Annotated in this window: 20 protein-coding genes; 8 read left to right on the forward strand and 12 right to left on the reverse strand. The window is 66.2% G+C overall.

The annotated features are described in order from the left end of the window. Window positions 1-14 precede the first annotated feature (14 nt). The 3 genes from EGH23_RS02100 to EGH23_RS02110 all read right to left on the reverse strand — a co-directional run bounded on the left by EGH23_RS02100 (window position 15) and on the right by EGH23_RS02110 (window position 3,182). Window positions 15-407 carry a hypothetical protein gene (locus EGH23_RS02100; protein ID WP_220578377.1) on the reverse strand — a complete coding sequence of 131 codons (393 nt, stop codon included), beginning with the start codon at window positions 405-407 and terminating at the stop codon, window positions 15-17. Window positions 408-853: 446 nt separating this feature from the next. Beyond that, a complete protein-coding gene (locus EGH23_RS02105) occupies window positions 854-2,596 on the reverse strand; it encodes a Rieske (2Fe-2S) protein (protein WP_220578378.1) in 1,743 nt (580 codons plus the stop codon). 67 nt (window positions 2,597-2,663) lie between these two features. Next, complete coding sequence (locus EGH23_RS02110; protein ID WP_220578379.1) at window positions 2,664-3,182, reverse strand: hypothetical protein; 519 nt, start codon at window positions 3,180-3,182, stop codon at window positions 2,664-2,666. Window positions 3,183-3,529: 347 nt separating this feature from the next. On the opposite strand from EGH23_RS02110, the gene dnaJ reads away from it, so the two are divergent. Both dnaJ and EGH23_RS02120 read left to right on the forward strand, forming a co-directional pair. Further along, window positions 3,530-4,681 carry a molecular chaperone DnaJ gene (gene dnaJ, locus EGH23_RS02115; protein WP_220578380.1) on the forward strand — a complete coding sequence of 384 codons (1,152 nt, stop codon included), beginning with the start codon at window positions 3,530-3,532 and terminating at the stop codon, window positions 4,679-4,681. Window positions 4,682-4,747: 66 nt separating this feature from the next. Next, the gene (locus EGH23_RS02120; protein ID WP_220578381.1) at window positions 4,748-5,506 is read left to right on the forward strand and encodes a hypothetical protein; all 759 of its coding nucleotides are present in this window, start codon (window positions 4,748-4,750) and stop codon (window positions 5,504-5,506) included. 36 nt (window positions 5,507-5,542) lie between these two features. Here the strand turns inward: EGH23_RS02120 and EGH23_RS02125 are convergent, their stop codons facing one another. Both EGH23_RS02125 and EGH23_RS02130 read right to left on the reverse strand, forming a co-directional pair. After that, a complete protein-coding gene (locus EGH23_RS02125) occupies window positions 5,543-6,283 on the reverse strand; it encodes a hypothetical protein (protein ID WP_220578382.1) in 741 nt (246 codons plus the stop codon). Window positions 6,284-6,417: 134 nt separating this feature from the next. Beyond that, the gene (locus tag EGH23_RS02130; protein WP_220579207.1) at window positions 6,418-7,209 is read right to left on the reverse strand and encodes an aldo/keto reductase; all 792 of its coding nucleotides are present in this window, start codon (window positions 7,207-7,209) and stop codon (window positions 6,418-6,420) included. 148 nt (window positions 7,210-7,357) lie between these two features. On the opposite strand from EGH23_RS02130, the gene EGH23_RS02135 reads away from it, so the two are divergent. Beyond that, window positions 7,358-8,161: a halocyanin domain-containing protein gene (locus tag EGH23_RS02135; protein ID WP_220578383.1), complete on the forward strand. Its 804-nt coding sequence runs from the start codon at window positions 7,358-7,360 to the stop codon at window positions 8,159-8,161. Window positions 8,162-8,188: 27 nt separating this feature from the next. Here the strand turns inward: EGH23_RS02135 and EGH23_RS02140 are convergent, their stop codons facing one another. Further along, window positions 8,189-8,719 carry a type II toxin-antitoxin system RatA family toxin gene (locus tag EGH23_RS02140; RefSeq protein WP_220578384.1) on the reverse strand — a complete coding sequence of 177 codons (531 nt, stop codon included), beginning with the start codon at window positions 8,717-8,719 and terminating at the stop codon, window positions 8,189-8,191. Window positions 8,720-8,857: 138 nt separating this feature from the next. Here EGH23_RS02140 and EGH23_RS02145 point away from each other — a divergent pair, with 138 nt between their 5' ends. Further along, complete coding sequence (locus EGH23_RS02145; protein WP_220578385.1) at window positions 8,858-9,127, forward strand: MarR family transcriptional regulator; 270 nt, start codon at window positions 8,858-8,860, stop codon at window positions 9,125-9,127. 90 nt (window positions 9,128-9,217) lie between these two features. Continuing rightward, window positions 9,218-10,291, forward strand: coding sequence for a tubulin/FtsZ family protein (locus EGH23_RS02150; RefSeq protein WP_220578386.1), 1,074 nt, complete (start codon window positions 9,218-9,220; stop codon window positions 10,289-10,291). A 253-nt stretch (window positions 10,292-10,544) separates the two neighbouring features. Here the strand turns inward: EGH23_RS02150 and EGH23_RS02155 are convergent, their stop codons facing one another. From EGH23_RS02155 to EGH23_RS02160, 3 genes are all read right to left on the reverse strand, one after another. Then, window positions 10,545-11,888: an alkaline phosphatase family protein gene (locus tag EGH23_RS02155; protein WP_220578387.1), complete on the reverse strand. Its 1,344-nt coding sequence runs from the start codon at window positions 11,886-11,888 to the stop codon at window positions 10,545-10,547. Window positions 11,889-11,973: 85 nt separating this feature from the next. Continuing rightward, the gene (locus EGH23_RS26780; RefSeq protein WP_268899409.1) at window positions 11,974-12,099 is read right to left on the reverse strand and encodes a hypothetical protein; all 126 of its coding nucleotides are present in this window, start codon (window positions 12,097-12,099) and stop codon (window positions 11,974-11,976) included. 183 nt (window positions 12,100-12,282) lie between these two features. Continuing rightward, window positions 12,283-12,813, reverse strand: coding sequence for an inorganic diphosphatase (locus tag EGH23_RS02160; protein ID WP_220578388.1), 531 nt, complete (start codon window positions 12,811-12,813; stop codon window positions 12,283-12,285). 290 nt (window positions 12,814-13,103) lie between these two features. Between EGH23_RS02160 and EGH23_RS02165 the strand changes: the two genes are divergently transcribed. Beyond that, window positions 13,104-13,463, forward strand: a complete 360-nt coding sequence (locus EGH23_RS02165) for a PadR family transcriptional regulator (RefSeq protein ID WP_220578389.1) — start codon at window positions 13,104-13,106, stop codon at window positions 13,461-13,463. Window positions 13,464-13,484: 21 nt separating this feature from the next. Here EGH23_RS02165 and EGH23_RS02170 read toward each other — a convergent pair whose 3' ends face one another. The 3 genes from EGH23_RS02170 to EGH23_RS02180 form a co-directional block, all read right to left on the reverse strand. Next, complete coding sequence (locus EGH23_RS02170) at window positions 13,485-14,039, reverse strand: DUF7108 family protein (protein WP_220578390.1); 555 nt, start codon at window positions 14,037-14,039, stop codon at window positions 13,485-13,487. Then, on the reverse strand, window positions 14,032-14,625 hold the full coding sequence (gene rnhA / locus EGH23_RS02175; RefSeq protein ID WP_220578391.1) for a ribonuclease HI: 594 nt from the start codon (window positions 14,623-14,625) through the stop codon (window positions 14,032-14,034). The genes EGH23_RS02170 and rnhA overlap by 8 nt, the downstream gene beginning before the upstream one ends. Before the next feature lie 69 nt (window positions 14,626-14,694). Beyond that, the gene (locus EGH23_RS02180; RefSeq protein ID WP_220578392.1) at window positions 14,695-15,093 is read right to left on the reverse strand and encodes a hypothetical protein; all 399 of its coding nucleotides are present in this window, start codon (window positions 15,091-15,093) and stop codon (window positions 14,695-14,697) included. Between the two features lie 101 nt (window positions 15,094-15,194). On the opposite strand from EGH23_RS02180, the gene nreA reads away from it, so the two are divergent. Together nreA and EGH23_RS02190 are read left to right on the forward strand one after the other, a co-directional pair. After that, window positions 15,195-16,490, forward strand: coding sequence for a DNA repair protein NreA (gene nreA, locus EGH23_RS02185; protein WP_220578393.1), 1,296 nt, complete (start codon window positions 15,195-15,197; stop codon window positions 16,488-16,490). Between the two features lie 12 nt (window positions 16,491-16,502). Further along, entirely contained in the window at window positions 16,503-16,718 is a 216-nt protein-coding gene (locus tag EGH23_RS02190; protein ID WP_236044701.1) for a hypothetical protein, read from the forward strand. Window positions 16,719-16,766: the final 48 nt, after the last annotated feature.

Genomic DNA, 16,766 nt, shown 5'->3' on the forward strand with positions numbered 1-16,766 from the left:
CCACTCGGCACCGCTCAACCGGCGACGATTCCCGGCGGGACGCCGAGCGCTTGGAAAGAACTGTATCCCATGTAGGCGGCGGCGAAGAGGATGGCGAACGTGACGCTCCACGTCCCGGCGGAGATGCCGACGGCGCGGACGAGAGACCCCTCGTAGAGTAGGTCGACGGTGAGGAAGTACGCGACGACGGCGAGTAACGGGCCCAGCGCGACCCAGTAGCCGCTGACGCCGATGGTACCGGAGACGAGGTAGGTCACGCCGAACCAGACCAGCGAGGTCAGTCCCGCCGTGAATATTGAGTACCCGATACTAGACCCGCTCGTGAGGACGCTCGTGCTGACGTACGTCGCGATGGTGACGACGGCGAAGCTCAGCACGAACCCCATGACCGAACCAGATAATGCCACGGGTGAATCATGTCGTTACAGCGGGTTATCTCTCAGACTTGCAGTTGAAGGGAAGTAGTTAGAACCGCGCTTCACGCGCGTACTATTCGTTTTCGGCGTTTCGAGCGTCGGTCGAAATAACGCGTTTCGTGACTGCGCTCCGACCGGGAAAGAGGGTGTCGAGGAGCGTGACCTGAAATCCGACAGCTAGATGCCAACCGGCCTGGGGGAGAAAGGGGGACCGACCCTCGCGACGCCCACTCCGACAGTCAGCGTCCCGATGACCGCGGCGAAGTGTATCGTCGAGGATCTGCGACCCGGAGACGCGTCGACGACGTGCTGCGTGTATCCGTACGTTCGATTCCGAGGTGAGGTCCCGCGCGAGTTGTTTTCACCTCTCATACTGATAGAGACGCCACTCACGGGCATCGACGTGCGGTCTACCTCTCCAAGGCGGGCGGGGCGACTCAGGCGTCCTCGCCGTGAATCGCCTCGCCCCGGAACAAGCGATGGGCGATAGTGAACGTCTGCTCGCGCTCGCGACGCGTCGGGAAGTGCGCCGCGAGGTACCGTGCGGTCGCGATCAGCGGCAGTCGCCGCTCGGCGTCGTCCTCGGCGAACTCCGCCTGCCGGAACGCCGCCTCGACGTTCTGGAGTTCGTGAAACCCCGCGTCTTCGCGAAGCAGTCCCTCGGCGAGCGTGTGTTTCAGCGCGGCAACGCCGCCGCCCGCGTCGAAGTGTTCGCTGACCAACGCGCCGGCCTCGTTCACGCGGCCCTGTTCGTCGAACGTCGCCAGCAGGTCCTTGCGGATGGTCTCGGGGTCGCGCGCCGACTCGCCGGGTTCGGGAATGGGCGCGGCCGGCGTGTTGAGGAAGCGGTCGAGGTAGACCGACATCGCGGCGTCGAAGCAGGGACGATACGCTTCGATAGCGTCGGTCCGGGCCGCGAGCGCGTGGGCGGCGTTGGCGTAGCTGAAAGTGTGATGAACGGTATTCCAGTCGCTGAACTCGTTGCTCGTGGCGAAGTGGGCGACTCGCCGCGTCGCCGCCAGCGCGACAGTCCGGGCAAGTCGCTCGGCGGTCGCACCCTCCCGGATAGCGTCTTCGAGCGCCTCGGCGACGACGCGCGGATCGTCTGAGAGCAGCGTCTCGACGAGGTCGTCGGGACGCTCCCACTCGCGACCTTCCCCGGCTGCCACGAGGTCCGGCAGGGCGTCGTGGGCGTCGAAACACAGGTCCGCCACGTCGATCGGCTGTCGCCACTGAGAGAGTTCCTCGCTCCGGCTCGCGTCGGTGAACTGCTCGACGGTCGCGGCGAGGACGTCTTCGGCCTTCGCCCAACCGACGTGGTCGAGCGTCTCGACGGCTTTGTTGACGAAATCGAGCGTGTGACTGGCGTTCATATAGAGGTGGTCCGTCGCCGCGGCCAGCAGGACCTCGACCACGTCCTCGGGCGGGAGGTGAGCCGCGGCGGTTCGCAGACACCGCTCGGCCCCGTCGCTGTCGCGGACCTCGCAGGTGTCGCGGAACCACGACTTCAGGCGGGCTTTCGAGAGGTCGCCGTTGCGGAGTTCGTACTGGTCGAAGCGCGGCGGTTCGCCGGCCGAGTCGTCCGCGACCTCGGTGACGCCGACGTACATCGCCCGCAACTTCTCGGCGTGAGCCACGTCGTCGTAGAGGTTCGCCATCGCGCCGAGCGTCGTCAGGCCGCGGCCCCACCCCATCGCTCGGTAGGTGATACCGAAGTCGACGGCGGTTTCGAGCGGCGTCGCGAAGCCCTCGCCGAGGTCGTCCAGGTTGATGATCGCCTTCGCCGCGACGAGGTCGATGTTCTCCCGCATCGAGTCTGCGAGGCGGTTGCGCCAGTGGGTCGCCCGCGGCACGTCGGGTTCCGGGTCGGGATCGAGGTAGACCGTGCCGTCTCGAACCTCGACGGGGAACGTCTGGACGTCGTCGGCCCACGGATCGAGCGTGTCACCGCAGGCCAGTTCGAAGCGCGCGTGGTGCCAGTGACAGGTCAACAGGCCGTCGTCGACGGTGCCCTTCGAGAGCGGGAACCCCATGTGCGGACAGCGGTTGTCGACGGCGTAAACCCTTCCTTCGTGGTGAAACAGCGCGATAGAGCGTCCGCCTACCTGGACGAGTTCGGGCGAGTCCTCGGCGAGACGATCGAGCGGAAACAGTTCCTGATACGCGTCCTCAGTAGCCATGTGCGAACAATCAACACAGAAGGGTGTAAACCTTCGCTGGACCGAACTCGCGTCGGCGACTCGACGGTCAGGCTGACCCGTTGCCGATAGTTACCGTTCCCAGCGTGTCGGTGCGTTCGTCGGGCGCGCCGACGAGACGACCCGTCCAGACGACGTCGACGGCGTCGCCCGATTCGAGGTAGAAGCCCACGGAGCCGTCGCCGTCGAGGTAGTTCCCGTTCCCGTCGCTGTCGACGCTGGGGTCGTCGACGGTGAAGGAGTCGCCCGCGCCGACCGGGAGCTCGCCGCCGTCGGCCCAGACGAGCCTCGTCGTCTCGTTTCGACTCGCGTCGGTGACGACGACGGCCAGTTCGTTCGTGCTGGTCGAGGTCAGCCGGTCGTCGCCCGCGAGCGTGACCGTGACCGCGCCCGCGTCTGCGTCGTAGCTCCCGTCGACGGTGACGCCCGGGGCCGCCATCCGCAAGTCAGCGCCGGGACCGGCGATCACGGCGACGACGCCCGCGACGGCCAACAGCGCTACCCCCCAGACTGCGATGCGCTCGACGGTCACGACACCGCGGGTCCCCGACGGCGTATCGGTGCTCATCGATTGGTTCGTCCAGCGGGACGGAAATAAGCGCCCCGGTCACGCGCTAGTAGCCGCGGTCTTCGAGTTAGCTCTGAGCGGAGCTTCGTTCGTAAACAGCCAGAAAGCCCCGGCGCGCTACACTCCCGCGGCTCGTTGCGGTCCTCGCTCACTACGTTCGCTGTGGTCCTTACATCGCCGGGGTTCGCGTAGCGCACCGCCCCTTTCATTCCCACCCCGAAGTTATCGCACCAGGCGATACGTTCTACCCGTTCACCGGACGGATCGAAGCCGTTGCTCGATTCGCTGTGGGTTGTCCCAGACCCGTTCTTTTGAAGTGGCTCAATCGAGTATCGTACGCACAACGAATGAGCCAGGATTTCTACGAGGTACTGGGCGTCTCGCGGGACGCCTCCGAAGACGAGATTCAGCAGGCGTACCGCGAGAAGGCCCGGGAGTATCACCCCGACGTGAGCGACGACCCGAACGCCGAGGAGAAGTTCAAGAAGGCCAAGAAGGCCAAGGAAGTCCTGACCGACGAGGAGCAGCGACAGATGTACGACCAGATGGGCCACGACCGCTTCGAGCAGGCCGAGAAGCGCGGCGGAGCGGGCGGCGGCGCCGGCGGCCGCGGCGGCATGGGCGGCGACCCCTTCGGCGGGGCCGGCGGCTTCGACATGCAGGACATCTTCGACCAGTTCTTCGGCGGGGGCGGACGCGGCGGTGGCGGCAACCGTCCGCGGCAGGGCCAGGACCTCCAGACGCGACTGGAGATCGACCTCGAGGAGGCCTACGACGGCGCGACGAAGCAGTTGACGATCACGCGACCCGAGACCTGTGAAGACTGCGACGGGAAGGGTCATCCGCCGGACGCCGACTCCCAGACCTGTCCGGAGTGTAACGGACAGGGCCAGACCACGCGCGTCCAGCAGACGCCGATGGGTCGGGTCCAGCAGACCGCGACCTGTCGGCGCTGCGAGGGCGACGGGACGCTGTACGACGAGACCTGTTCGACCTGCGGCGGCAACGGCACCGTCCAGAACGAGGCGACGCTGGAAGTGGACGTCCCCGCCGGTATCGCTGACGGACAGACGCTCCGGATGGAACGCGAGGGCGCGCCGGGCGAGCGCGGCGGCCCCAACGGCGACCTGCTCATCCAGGTCTCGGTCCGGGACCACCCGGACTTCGAACGCGACGGCGACGACCTCTCCCACCAGCACGCCATCTCCTTCCCGCAGGCCGTCTTCGGCGACACCATCACCGTCCCGACGCTCGACGGCGAGGTGGAGATGGACATCGACTCGGGGACCCAGAGCGGCGAAGTGTTCAGGCTAGAGGGCAAGGGGATGCCCCGCCTGCGCCGCCGCGGCAACGGCGACCTCTACGTGCAGGTGCAGGTCGTCACGCCCGGCAGCCTCAACAGCGAGCAGCGGGAAGCGCTCGAGGCGTTCGCCGAGGCCGGCGGCGAGGAGGTCGACGTCGAGGAGGGCTTCTTCGAGAAACTGAAGAACTCGCTGTAAGCTCCCGTCGAGCGGTCCGTTCTCGTTTCCGTCTCCCTTTTGTCGGGTCGTTCCCAACCGACAGCCATGCAGACACTCGCAGACCTCGTCGCGGACGCGCGGGCCCGCGACGGCGTCCTCTTCAGCGCGCCCGAACGCAACGCACCGTACAGCTACGGCGACTTCTGTACGAACGTCTGGAAGGGCGGGAACCTCATGCGCCACTACGGCGTCCGCGAGGGGACCCGCGTCGCCGTGGTCGTCGGGCCGAAGAACCCCGCGGACGAGGACGAACCGGGCTATCTCCGCGACGCGCCGGACGCCCTACTCGCGTTCCTCGCCGCGACGCTCAACGGCGCGGTCGTCGATATGGACCCGCCGGGAGCGGTGGACGCGACGGCGCTGGTCGCGCCCGCCGCGTGGATAGAGCGCTACGAACTCGCGCCGGGGACGAAGGCCCTGTCCTACGGCGGGCCGATCGACGACCCGACCGTCGCGCAGTTCGAGCGCGAGCTGTGGAGCGAGAACCCGCTCGCCCCGCCGGCGGAAGTCGGTCCCGAAGACGACGCGCTCGCCGGAGAGAGGACGTATACCCACGGCGAACTGCTGGCCGCCAGCGAGCGAGTCGTTGCCGACCACGACATCGACGAGGCGACGACGGTAGCCGTTCGCGCGCCGGTCACGACGGGCGGCGCGCTCGTCGCCGGCCTGCTCGCGCCGATGCGCGTCGGTGCGACGGTGCTGTTCGGCGGTGGTGACGACGAGTCGGGCGACGTGGCGGTCGCCGGCGAGGGGAGAGACGTTCCGGAAGAGCGGGTGATCCGACCGAGCGAACTCTCGATGTAACGTGCGATATCGCGGCACTAAGCGTTCGCTTCGCGGTCACGCCGTCGGGCGAACGAGGTCCGCGAGCGAGACCAGCGTTCCCAGAACCCAGCCCAGCGGGACCGAGATGGCGAGCCACATCACGACGTAGGCGGTTCCTTCGAGGTCGAACGTCTCGGAGAACAGTTCGGCGAGTCCGACGGGGGCGAGCGCGTTGTCCAGCAGCCACTGTGCGAGAGCGGTGCTGTTGGGGAGGACGATCGCCGCGAGGGTCTTCGAGAACAGCGCAGCGACGACCGGGGGCAAGAAGAGCGCGGTCATCGCGAGGGGATAGGCCAGCAGGACTGTCGTCCCTCGGCCGCCGACGCGGCGGGCACCGACCGCCAGCGCGGCCGACGCCGTCGCGACGCCGCCGGCGATGACGATGGCGAGGAAGCCGCCCGCGAGCAAGTCGAGTCGGAACCGCGCCAGCGCGGCGAGCCCGCCCCAGACGGCCAGCGAGAGGACGACGACGCCGAGAAGGCCCAGCCGCGCGGCCGTGCTACTGATGCGTCGCGTCTGAAAGCGGACGAACGCGCCGAGCAACACCAGCGGATAGAGGAACGCGATTATTGGGACCCCGAGCGCGGACCACAGTCGATACAGCGCCATGCCGAACTGTGAGTCCGGTTGCCATGTTCCCAGTACGGTGTCGCTCGCGCCCCGCTGGCGCGGATAGGCTAGCTCCATCCACGTCTCGTGCAACCGCCTGAGGTCGATCTGGATACCCCTTACGACCCCGTTGGTCCCGGTAGACATATCCGCCAGTTTCCCTCGGTCGGGGTTAAAGCTTCGACCCCGTTCTCGTTTCTGATAGGGAAGTTATCGGGGACAGACCGACTCAGTCGCCCGAATCAGTCCCTCCGATCAGGTGAGGCGGCCTGTGCTCGTCGTTAGTTCCAGGCGTCGGGGCCCCAGTCCGGGTCGACGATGCGGTTCGTCTCTTCGATGTCGTCGATGCGAGCGATCTCGTCTCCGGAGAGGTCGATCTCGACGCTCTCGAAGTTGTCCTCGATGTGGTCGCGGCCGGTCGCCTTCGGGATAGCCGTGACGCCCTTCTCGCGGAGCCAGGCCAGACTGACCTGTGCCGCGCTGGCGTCGTGGTCTTCGGCGATGTCGGTGAGCACGTCGTCTTCGAACACCTCGCCGCGGGCGAGCGGCGAGTACGCGACGAGTTCGTAGTCGTGTTCGTCGGCGTGGGCGCGCAGTTCCTCCTGCTGGAGGAACGGGTGCATCTCGACCTGGTTGGCGAACACGGGCGCGTCGAGGATGTCCGCGGCCTCCTCGACTCGCTCCGGCGGGAAGTTAGAGAGCCCGACGTGGTCTATCTTCCCGCGGGAGTGCAGTTCGTCGAACGCCGAGAGGGTCCCCTCGGCGTCGTATTCGCCGGCCGGCCAGTGGACGTACAGCAGGTCGGCCCTGTCGAGGCCGAGGTCGTCGAGACTCTCCTCGGCGGTCTCGAGAACGTCGTCGTGGGCGAGGTTCGAGGTGTCGACCTTCGTCGCGACGAAGAGGTCCTCTCGGTCCACGTCGGCCGCGGCGATACCGTCGCCGACGGCGGCCTCGTTGCCGTAGGCCTGTGCGGTGTCGACGTGGCGATACCCCATCTCCAGGGCCGTCTCGACGCTCGTCGCGCACTCGTCGTGGTCGTCGTTCTGCCACGTTCCGAGGCCGAGCATCGGCATCCCGTTCCGGCGCGGGATGCGATCGGGAGTGGAGTCCAGTTGGGTCACACAGAGCCAAGGGGAGTGACTCGGAAAGGAGTTAGGAAAGCGGGTCCCCCGCCGACTCGAAACCGACATATTCAGGACGGGGAGTCACCAAGGGCCGAGTATGACAGACGGTAGTGCGGACGTGTCTCGCCGGACCTTCCTGCGCACCGCCGCAGGAGCGACTGCTGTCTCGGCCGCGACCGGGGCCGCGGCCGCACAGGAGAACGGCACCAGCACAGGGACCGCGACGGGTACCAGCACGGGGACGCCGAGCGGGACCGGCACCCCCTCCGGAACCGAAACGGGCACCGGAACCGGCGGCGGCAGCGAAAACGGCACGAGCAGCGGTGGCGGCGGCAACGGCACCAGCGGCGGCGGTGGCGGCGGTGGCGGCCCGCCGGATTACGGCAACTGGTTCAGCGGCGTCGGCAACTTCACCGGTAGCACGGTCGACGAGACCGGTAGTAGCGAGGTGACCGTCCAGGTCGGAACGGAAGCGAACGGCGGCGCTTTCGGCTTCGGTCCGCCCGCGGTCCACGTCGACAACGGCGCGACGGTCCTCTGGGAGTGGACCGGCGAGGGCGGCGGTCACAACGTCGTCTCCCAGGGCGAGGGACCGCTCGACTCGGGGAGTGCGACCTCCAGTGCCGGCGTCAACTACGAGTACACCTTCGAGGAAGACGGCATCTATCCGTACTACTGCGCGCCCCACCAGGGGCAGGGCATGAAAGGCGCCATCGTCGTCGGCTCCGATTACCCGACTGCCAGCACCGGTGGCGAGGGCGGCAGTGAGGGCTCACCGGAGGTGCCGAACAGCGCGAAGACCCTCGGCGTCGCTACGTCGTTCGTGATGGTCGCCACGCTCGGTCTGGCGTACTTCTTCGTCCGCTACGGCGGCGACTACGAGGCTCCGGACGTCGAGTAACCGACGCGGTTTCGCGACGCGGCGCTTTTAGAGGGAATCCGGGCCGGTTCGGATGTTCAGGTCGACGTCGCGGCGCTCTCCCTCGATATCGGCGACGACGCGTTCGACGATACGGGTCGCCTCCTTGCGTACCAGCGGCTTGACTTTCTCGATGACCCAGGCCAGCGAGACGAGTCGGGGTAAGTCCACGGCGCTCTCCGACACCGAATCCGGGTCGAACTCGATGCGGAGGACGACGCGCGAAGCCGACTCGACGCCGTCGGGCGCTTTCTCCGGTACCGACTCGACTTTCCAGTAGCCGTCGGCGTCGATGTCTTTCACGATGCGCCAGTCGATTCGCTCGGGTCGTTCGACGCCGGTCACCTCGGAGCGCGCGGTGTAGGTGAGCTTCCACCACGAGAACACGAGGTCGTATCTGGTCCCGGACATCCCGTCGCCGGCCTGTGTCACCCGTTCTATGTACTCCGAATAGCGCGCGTATCCCGGGAAATCCAGGAGGAACTCGTACATCTCCTCGGGGGGCGCGTAGACGATCGTACTGACCTCCACTTCGTCCACGTCCCCTAGGCCGCGGGTTTCCGACGTAAACTTTCGGGCAGCACTCGCTACACGATTGCGAAGGTTGCCGGAAGATTCTCACGACGCATGAAACAGAACGGGAAATATTATTACGCTGTATCTGATAGGCAGGAGTAGATGAGCACATCCGACGTTCAACAGGTCGAAGCGGACGAGGAGGCAGTCGGCTGGGAGGCCGTTCGCGACCTCCCGCCGAGCGCCAAACTCGTCGCGAAGGTCCTAGAGTACAACGAGACGCTGACCCAGAGCCAGCTCGCAGAGGAGACGCTGCTGCCGCCGCGCACCGTTCGCTACGCGCTGAACCGCCTCGAAGAAGCCGACGTCGTCGCCTCGCGCTTCTCCTTTGCCGACGCCCGCAAGCGGATCTACACGCTCCGTATCGAGTGAGTAGTCACTGCGAGCAGGTAATAGATACCGCGTACTCAGCACGTACGTATCAGGGCAACGTTGATTAGTTCCCCGACAAATTCGATGCATATGAAAGTCGTCCTGATTGGCGTCGGCCAAGCCGGGGGAAAGGTCACAGAGTCCCTCGCCGAATTCGACTACGACATGGGGTTCAACGCCGTACGCGGTGCCCTCGCGGTCAACAGCGCCGAAGCGGACCTCCAGAACCTCGGCATCGACACCACGCTCATCGGCCAGGACCGGGTGAAAGGCCACGGCGTCGGCGGCGACAACGAACTCGGCGCACAGATCATGCAGGAGAACGCCGTCGAGGTCCTCGACAGCCTCGACGGCCGCATCACCACCGAGGCCGAGGCCGTCGTCGTCGTGGCCGGCCTCGGCGGCGGCACCGGTTCCGGCGGTGCGCCGATGCTCGCCCGCGAACTCAACCGCATCTACGAGATGCCCGTCTACGTCCTCGGCATCCTCCCCGGCAAGGACGAGGGCGGCCTCTATCAGGCCAACGCCGGCCGCTCGCTCAAGACCGCCGCCCGCGAGGCCGACTCCCTCCTCCTCGTCGACAACGACGCCTGGCGCGGCACCGGCGACAGCGTCGCCGACGGCTACGAGCGCGTCAACGACGCCATCTCCCAGCGCGTCGGCCTCTTACTCGCCTCCGGCGAGGCCGTCGAGGGCGTCGGCGAGAGCGTCGTCGACTCCTCGGAGATCATCAACACCCTCCGCGGCGGCGGCATCTCCTCCGTCGGCTACGCCAGCGCCGAGGCCAGCGAGGACGCCGGCGAGAACGTCAATACCATCACGAGCGTCACGCGGAAGGCCCTCCTGACCAGCATGAGCCTCCCCAACGCCGTCGAGGCCGAGTCCGCGCTGCTGGTCATCGCCGGCGACCCCGAACGTATCTCCCGGAAGGGCGTCGAGCGCGCCCGCCGCTGGGTCGAGGACCAGACCGGCAGCATGGAGGTCCGCGGCGGCGACTTCCCGCTCGGCTCCGATAAACTCGCCGCGCTGGTCGTCCTCTCGGGCGTCGAGCGCTCCGACCGCGTCGACCAGTTCATGGAACGAGCGAACGAGGCCGCCAAATCGCAGGGCAACTCCGTCGACCCCGACGAGTTCACTAACGACGATCTGGATAGCTTGCTCTAAGAGTACCTTTTTACTGCGGGGGGTTCCTCGCGCCCTCCGGGCGCTGTGGGAACCCCGGTCTGCTCACGGGCGCGAAGTGCCCGTTCGCACGGCCAGCGGGACCTTCGGTCCGGCTCGGCTTGCAAAAATCTACGCTAAAAAGCCGAACTCGCGGCGAAACCGCGCCTCCGTCGCGGTATGCCTCCAGTGCAGTCCTGCCCTTCCCCGGGTCGTGCGACGGAGCGCACTCCCGGCCAGCACAGGAGAGAGTAGGTCAGACTAAGCTCGCGCCGTCGAACTCGGTGCGGTCGTAGTCGTGGTCGAGCAGGTCGAGGATGGTCGGGGCGATGTCGTAGAGGTCGGCGTCCTCGATGCGGGCGTCGGCGTCGTCGACGAGCAGGGTCGCGTTGTCGAAGGAGTGCATCCCGTTGCGCGGGCCGATACCGAAGACGCCGTCGCTGCCCTTGAAGCCGGCCTTGAGGTCGAAGCCGTGGTTCGGGACGACGACGAGGTCCGGCGCGATGTCGTCGTGGTCGCCGCGGAAGGCGTCCTCGCGGGTGACGACGCGGTCGGCGATCTCGTTCCCGTTCGGCCCTTCGAGTGATTCGAGTTTCTCCTTGAGGTCGTCGCGCACCGACTCGTACTCCGCTTCGGGGACGCCGCCCTTGGGTTCGCGGTCCTCTAGATTGATGTAGAAGCGGCCGGGGATGAGCGAGTACGCCTTCGTGTCCTCGCCGATGTCGCCCAGTTCGGAGTGGTCGTCGTCCTCGTATTCGAGCCAGTCCTCCTGCTCGAGCCACTCGTTGAAGTGGACCTCGTGCTCCAGCGAGGTGAACCCGTGGTCGGAGGCGACGACCATCGTCACGTCGTCGGCCAGTTGCTCGCGGAGCTTGCCGAGGTACTCGTCGACCTTCCTGTAGAAGTCGAAGAACTCCTGTTTGTACTCGCCGTCCTGCTCGTAGTGTTTGAACAGGAAGTGGTTGACCCGGTCGGTGGTCATGAAGACGCCGAAGAAGAGGTCCCAGTCGTCCTGCCCGACGTAGTGCGAGAACGTCTCGTACCGGCGTTCGAGGGTCTCGTGAGCGTCCTCGACGAACTCGGTCTTGTCCTCGTCGTGGCCGAGCTTGGCGTTGACGTCGATGCGGTAGTCGCTCTCCTGGAGGCGGTCGCGCAGTTCGTCGGGGTAGGCCGCCTTGTCGACGCCGGGCGAGAGGAACCCGGAGACCATCCGTTGGACGTTTCGCTGGGGCGGGAACGTCACCGGGACGTTGAGCACCGTCGCGTCGCGGCCGTCCTCGGTGACCCGGTCCCAGAGGCGAGTGGCCTGCACGTCCCGACCCATCGGAACGTACGTATCGTAGGAACCGACTTCGCGGTCCTGAAATCCGTAGACGCCGGTCTGGCCGGGGTTGACGCCGGTCGTCAGCGAGGGCCAGCAGGCGCTGGATTCGGGCGGGACGATGCTATCGATGGGGCCGCCGCTCCCCTCGTTCTTGAGGTCCGTGAGGTTCGGGAAGACGTCCGGATGCTCGTCGATGAGGCTGTACGGCACACCGTCGATGCCGAAGAAGGCGACGCGGGGCGCGTCGTCGCCTTTCAGACGGTCGAATAATCCCATGGGGGCAGGTAGGCCGGTCAGGGACAAGAAGCTTCTTTTCGTAGACCCGTCACGGAAAGCGGCAAAGCGTACGACTACGGCGTCGCTACGGGGAGCGGTCGGCGTTCTCGGGAACGACGGTCAGGTGTGCGATTCCCGGTTCGCTCGGTGCCTCTCGCTCCGATTCGGCCGTCGGTCCGTCGAGCGCGCCGTCGGATCGGTCAGTTGCCATCGTACGTCGAAAGGAGGGGCGCGACGGTGAAAAGATTACCCATGCTCATACATAATCGGCAACGACTGCCGTCATTATCGGTGAGCATACGTCCGGTCGAGCGGCGCACGCGAACGGGAGCGGCGAGCGTGAACGGACACGAGAGCGAGTGCCGCTCGTCGCGGGGAAGAGCGGGCGCGTCGCTCAGAAGTTCTCGTCGTAGAGGTCCTGTGCGTGTTCGATGGCGTCCATCGCGGCCTGCTTGTCCTCGAAGCCCTGCGTCTCGACTTCCTTGCCCTTCTCTAAGTTCTTATACGACGTGAAGAACTCGTCTATCTCGTTGAGCCGCTGCTGGGAGATGTCTTCCAGGTCGTCGATGTAGTCCCAGCGGGGGTCTTCGGTGGGGACGGCGATGATCTTGTCGTCCTGTTCGCCGTCGTCGTCCATCTTCATCATGGCGACCGGGCGGGCCTCGATGATGCAGCCGGGGAACGTCTGGTCCTCGACGAGGACGAGGACGTCGAAGGGGTCCCCGTCGTCGTAGTACGACTGCGGGATGAACCCGTAGTCCGACGGGTAGTGGACGTTCGAGTGGAGCACGCGGTCCAGCACGACGCCGGGGACGTCCTTGTCGTACTCGTACTTGTTGCGCTCGCCCTTGAGACACTCGACGACGGCGTAGATCTCTTCGGGCGGGTTCGGTCCGGTCTCTAAGTCTTCCCAGAGATTCGTCATCGTCGGCGACTGCGACGCCGCGCCAAAAATGGTTTTCGTAATGTCTCGCGCCGGGATGGGTCAAAAAGTATTTGTCCGACGGTACCCGAGCAACGACGACGGCAGTCGCTGTCAGTAGCTGGTCGCTACTGAAGAGCCGAAGAAATCACTCGATGTGCCGCCGGTCTCGGTAACCAGCACCGGGATAGAATCCCTATAGTACCTGATACATTATACGCAATCTACCGGTGCAGCGGCCGTCTGCATCGTAGTTAACAAGTATTAAATAGCTCGGTGACATTTCTTCCACCATGTCAGAGGCACAATCCGTTACGGGCAGTCCAGGTATCGCGAAAGACCTCACGGCGTTCCAACAGAACATCCTCGTCATCCTCGCGGAGGAGCCGCGGTACGGTCTCGCTATCAAACGAGAACTCGAAGCGTACTACAGCGACGAGGTCAACCACGGCCGACTCTACCCGAACCTCGACGACCTGGTCGAGATGGGACTGGTCGAGAAGAGCGAGCTCGACAAGCGGACGAACCAGTACTCCCTGACCGACAGCGGGAAAGAGGCGGTCCTCGACCAGCTCGGCTGGGAGTTCTCGAAGTTCGTCACCGGCAACGACCGGGCCGACGAACTCCGCGATCTCGTCGACGACCAGGAGTGAGACGGGCCGGCGTTCGACGGGTCAGCGCTCCGGGATCCGACCACCCGCTTTTTCGACGGTGAGCCGAACCGACGCTTCGAGCAGCGACCGCTGTTCGTCGGTCGGCCACGCGTTCCGCGGGAAGTACTGCTCGCGGAACTCCGCGAGTTCCTCCGGCGTCGCGTCCGCGATGGCTTTGCTGTAGTGGTTCCCCATGAAGTCCGCGAGCGCGTCGGCCGTCGCGCCGTGAGCGTCGCCGTGTTCGTCCCGGACCTCCTCGACGACCGCTCGGTTCGCTTCTTCGACCTCGTCCCACTCGTCGGGGTCTTCCGGTCCGGAGAGCCGGATCTCGACGCCGCGGTCGGTGTCCTCGACCCGCTCCGGGCGGATGACGCCGTCCTCGACCCACTCGGCGGGGTGACAGACCAGTACCTCGCCGGCGTCTTCCTCGCGGATGCGAGCGGTGTAGTCGTGTTCGTCCAGCAGCGCGTCGCGGTCCTCGCGGTACGCGGCGGCGGCCTGCTCGTCGACAGCCTCGCGGGCCAGTTTCGTCAGTCGTTCGATCTCGTCGGTAGTCTCGTCTGGCAGGTCAGTCATCGAGTGCGTCGTTCGCCAGTTCGTCGGCGCGGTCGTTTATCTCCCGCGGAACGTGTTCTATCTGCCAGTCGTCGAACCCCATGAGCAGCTCCCGGACCCGAACGCGCTGTTCGCGCAAGTCGGGGTCGTTGGTGTTCCACTCGCCGCGGACCTGCTTGACGATGAGTTCGGAGTCGCCGCGGACGTGGATCTCGTCGAAGTCGTAGTCGGTAGCTACCTCCAGCGCCTTGACGAGGGCGGCGTACTCCGCCTGATTGTTCGTCGCTCGACCGATCGTCTCGCCGCCCTCGGCGACGATGCCGCTATCGTCGACGAGGACGTAGCCGACAGCCGCGGGACCGGGGTTGCCTCGCGACGCGCCGTCGAAGTAGGCGTGGACGCGCCCGCCGCTCTCCTCGCGCAAGAGCGCTTCGAGCCGCGCGGTGTGCTCGCCCTGCACGACGACTTTCCCGTCGTAGGCGACGGCCGTCGCCCCCTCGTGCTCCGCGCGCCAGCGCTCGTGGTCCGTATTTCCCTCCTCGACGCTGACGCCCGCATCGCTGAGTCTATCGCGGGCGGCGCTCTCGTCGCACTCGATGACCGGCATTACCCGAGGGAGTCGTGCCTGTCGGCAAAACCGTTGTGGTCCGCCCGAGAAACGACGAGCGGCGGGGCTTCAGTTCTCGCCCGCGCTGTTGGCGATCCGCTGTGCGCCGGTCTGCCGTCCCTCCTCGCCGCCGATGACCCGTTCGAGGATGGCGGCTGCGCCGCCGACGACCATTATCACGCCGAGGACGAGCATGATCGTGAGGAACGGGTCGAAGGGGGCGAGCAGTATGGGCGAGGCAGCCAGCAAGAGACCGCAGACGAGGACCGTGACCGCCCCGAGCGGACTCGCTTGTTTGCCCGAGGCCGATCGGTAGGCCGTGTGTCCGGCAGCGAGAGCACCGAGTTCACCCAGTAGGAGACTCGTGAGCGCCTGTACGTACGGCACCGAGAACACCGCCGGGAGGAAGATGATGACGACCCCCGCGATGGTGGCTCCGAGTCCCGTCCACTTCGTGGTATCTACCATGAGTTATATCACCTGTTGTTACTCAGTGCAGGTACGTAATAGTTATTCATGTGCGCCCGTCGGGGACAGGTTCATACTCGGCAGGACCCAACGACGGACAGATGCACCTCGACGAGTTCATCGAGGGGTTCGAACGCGACGAGGCCGCCGAGAAGCGCCGCCTCGCCGCGGAGAAGTCCTACGCCATCACCGACCATCTGGAGGACGTCGAACGCCAGTTCGAGCAGGCGGTGCAGGGCGACGCGCTCTTCGGCTCTACCTCGCCCGAGATATTCGTCGGTCGGTCGGGGTATCCGAACGTCTCGACCGGTCTCCTCTCGCCGGTGGACCGAGACGCGACGGCCGAGACGTTCGCCACCAGCAGCGAGTGGTACGACGCCGGCCTCGGCATCGAGGACGTGCTCCAGCGGCGGACCGGAATGCTCAACTCCACCCGCTCGACCTCTGTCGACGCGGTAAGCACCGGGCGAGGCCGCGGGAGCGGCACCGGCGGCGCGTACGACGTCTGGAACGGGTTCGTCGGCGTCCAGCGGGAAGTCGCCATCGCCGACCACCCGGTCGACGTCGAGGTCGGCTTAGACGGCGAACCGGAACTCGACCTCGAATTCGACGACGTGGGGACGCCCACCGGACCGAGAGCGCACGCCACGGGGGCCGACCTCGCGGAGAACCCCCACGTTCCGAAGCCCGTCGAGAAGACGCTCTCGGACGACGACTGGCGGGCCGAGGGCGCGATGACGTACCTCTATCGCCGCGGCTTCGACGTATACGACATCAACACCATCCTCTCGGCCGGTGCGCTCGGGCAGGCCAGAGAGCGGTCGCTCGTACCGACCCGGTGGTCGATCACCGCCGTCGACGACACCGTCGGTCAGTACGTCCGCGGGACGCTCCGGAACGGCGATACCATCGACAAGCCCGAGGTGTGGTACAACGAGTACATGGGCAACCGCTACTGGGTTTTGCTCGCACCCGGGCGCTGGGAGTTCGAACTGGTCGAGATGAAAGCCCCCCAGAGCGTCTGGAACCCCCGCCCCGAGACGGGCTACTATCTCGCCAGCGCCCACGAGGGGTACGAGGGCCGCACGCAGTACGTCGAGGAGACCGCGGGCGCGTACTACGCCGCGCGACTCGGCGTGCTGGAACATCTAGCGGAACGGGGCCGGCAGGCGAAGTGTCTCGTCCTCCGCGAGATAACCGACGAGTACTGGGCTCCCGTCGGCGTCTGGCAGGTTCGCGAGGGCGTGCGAAACGCCTTCGACGGCGAACCGGGGGTGGGCCAGACGTTTCACGAGACGCTCTCGGCCGTCTCCGACCAGTTGCCCGTGAGCGTCGGCGCGCTCCGGCGCAAGTCCGAACTCGTCGCGGGACTCCAGTCTCAGCTCTCCGATTTCTGAACTGTTCTCCGGGTGATAGGTAAGTCGCCGTCCTCGCTACCCGCTCGTCCGGTCCCCTTCCTCCTGTTTCCGGGCGCGCCCGGCGGTATCGAGCCGCTGGTCATCTTCGTCACGATGGCGATATTTCTCGTCGTGCCGCTCGGTCGTCTCGTCGCCGCGTACCTGTTCGGAAAGCGACGGGGTCGGGCCGAGACGACGGACGGCGACGGGGCGAAGCGTGTCGAATAAGGGACAGAGAAACGGAGTCTCACGGGCTGTGTGGTCCGAATCGACTGG

It is taken from the genome of Haloarcula nitratireducens (assembly GCF_019599505.1).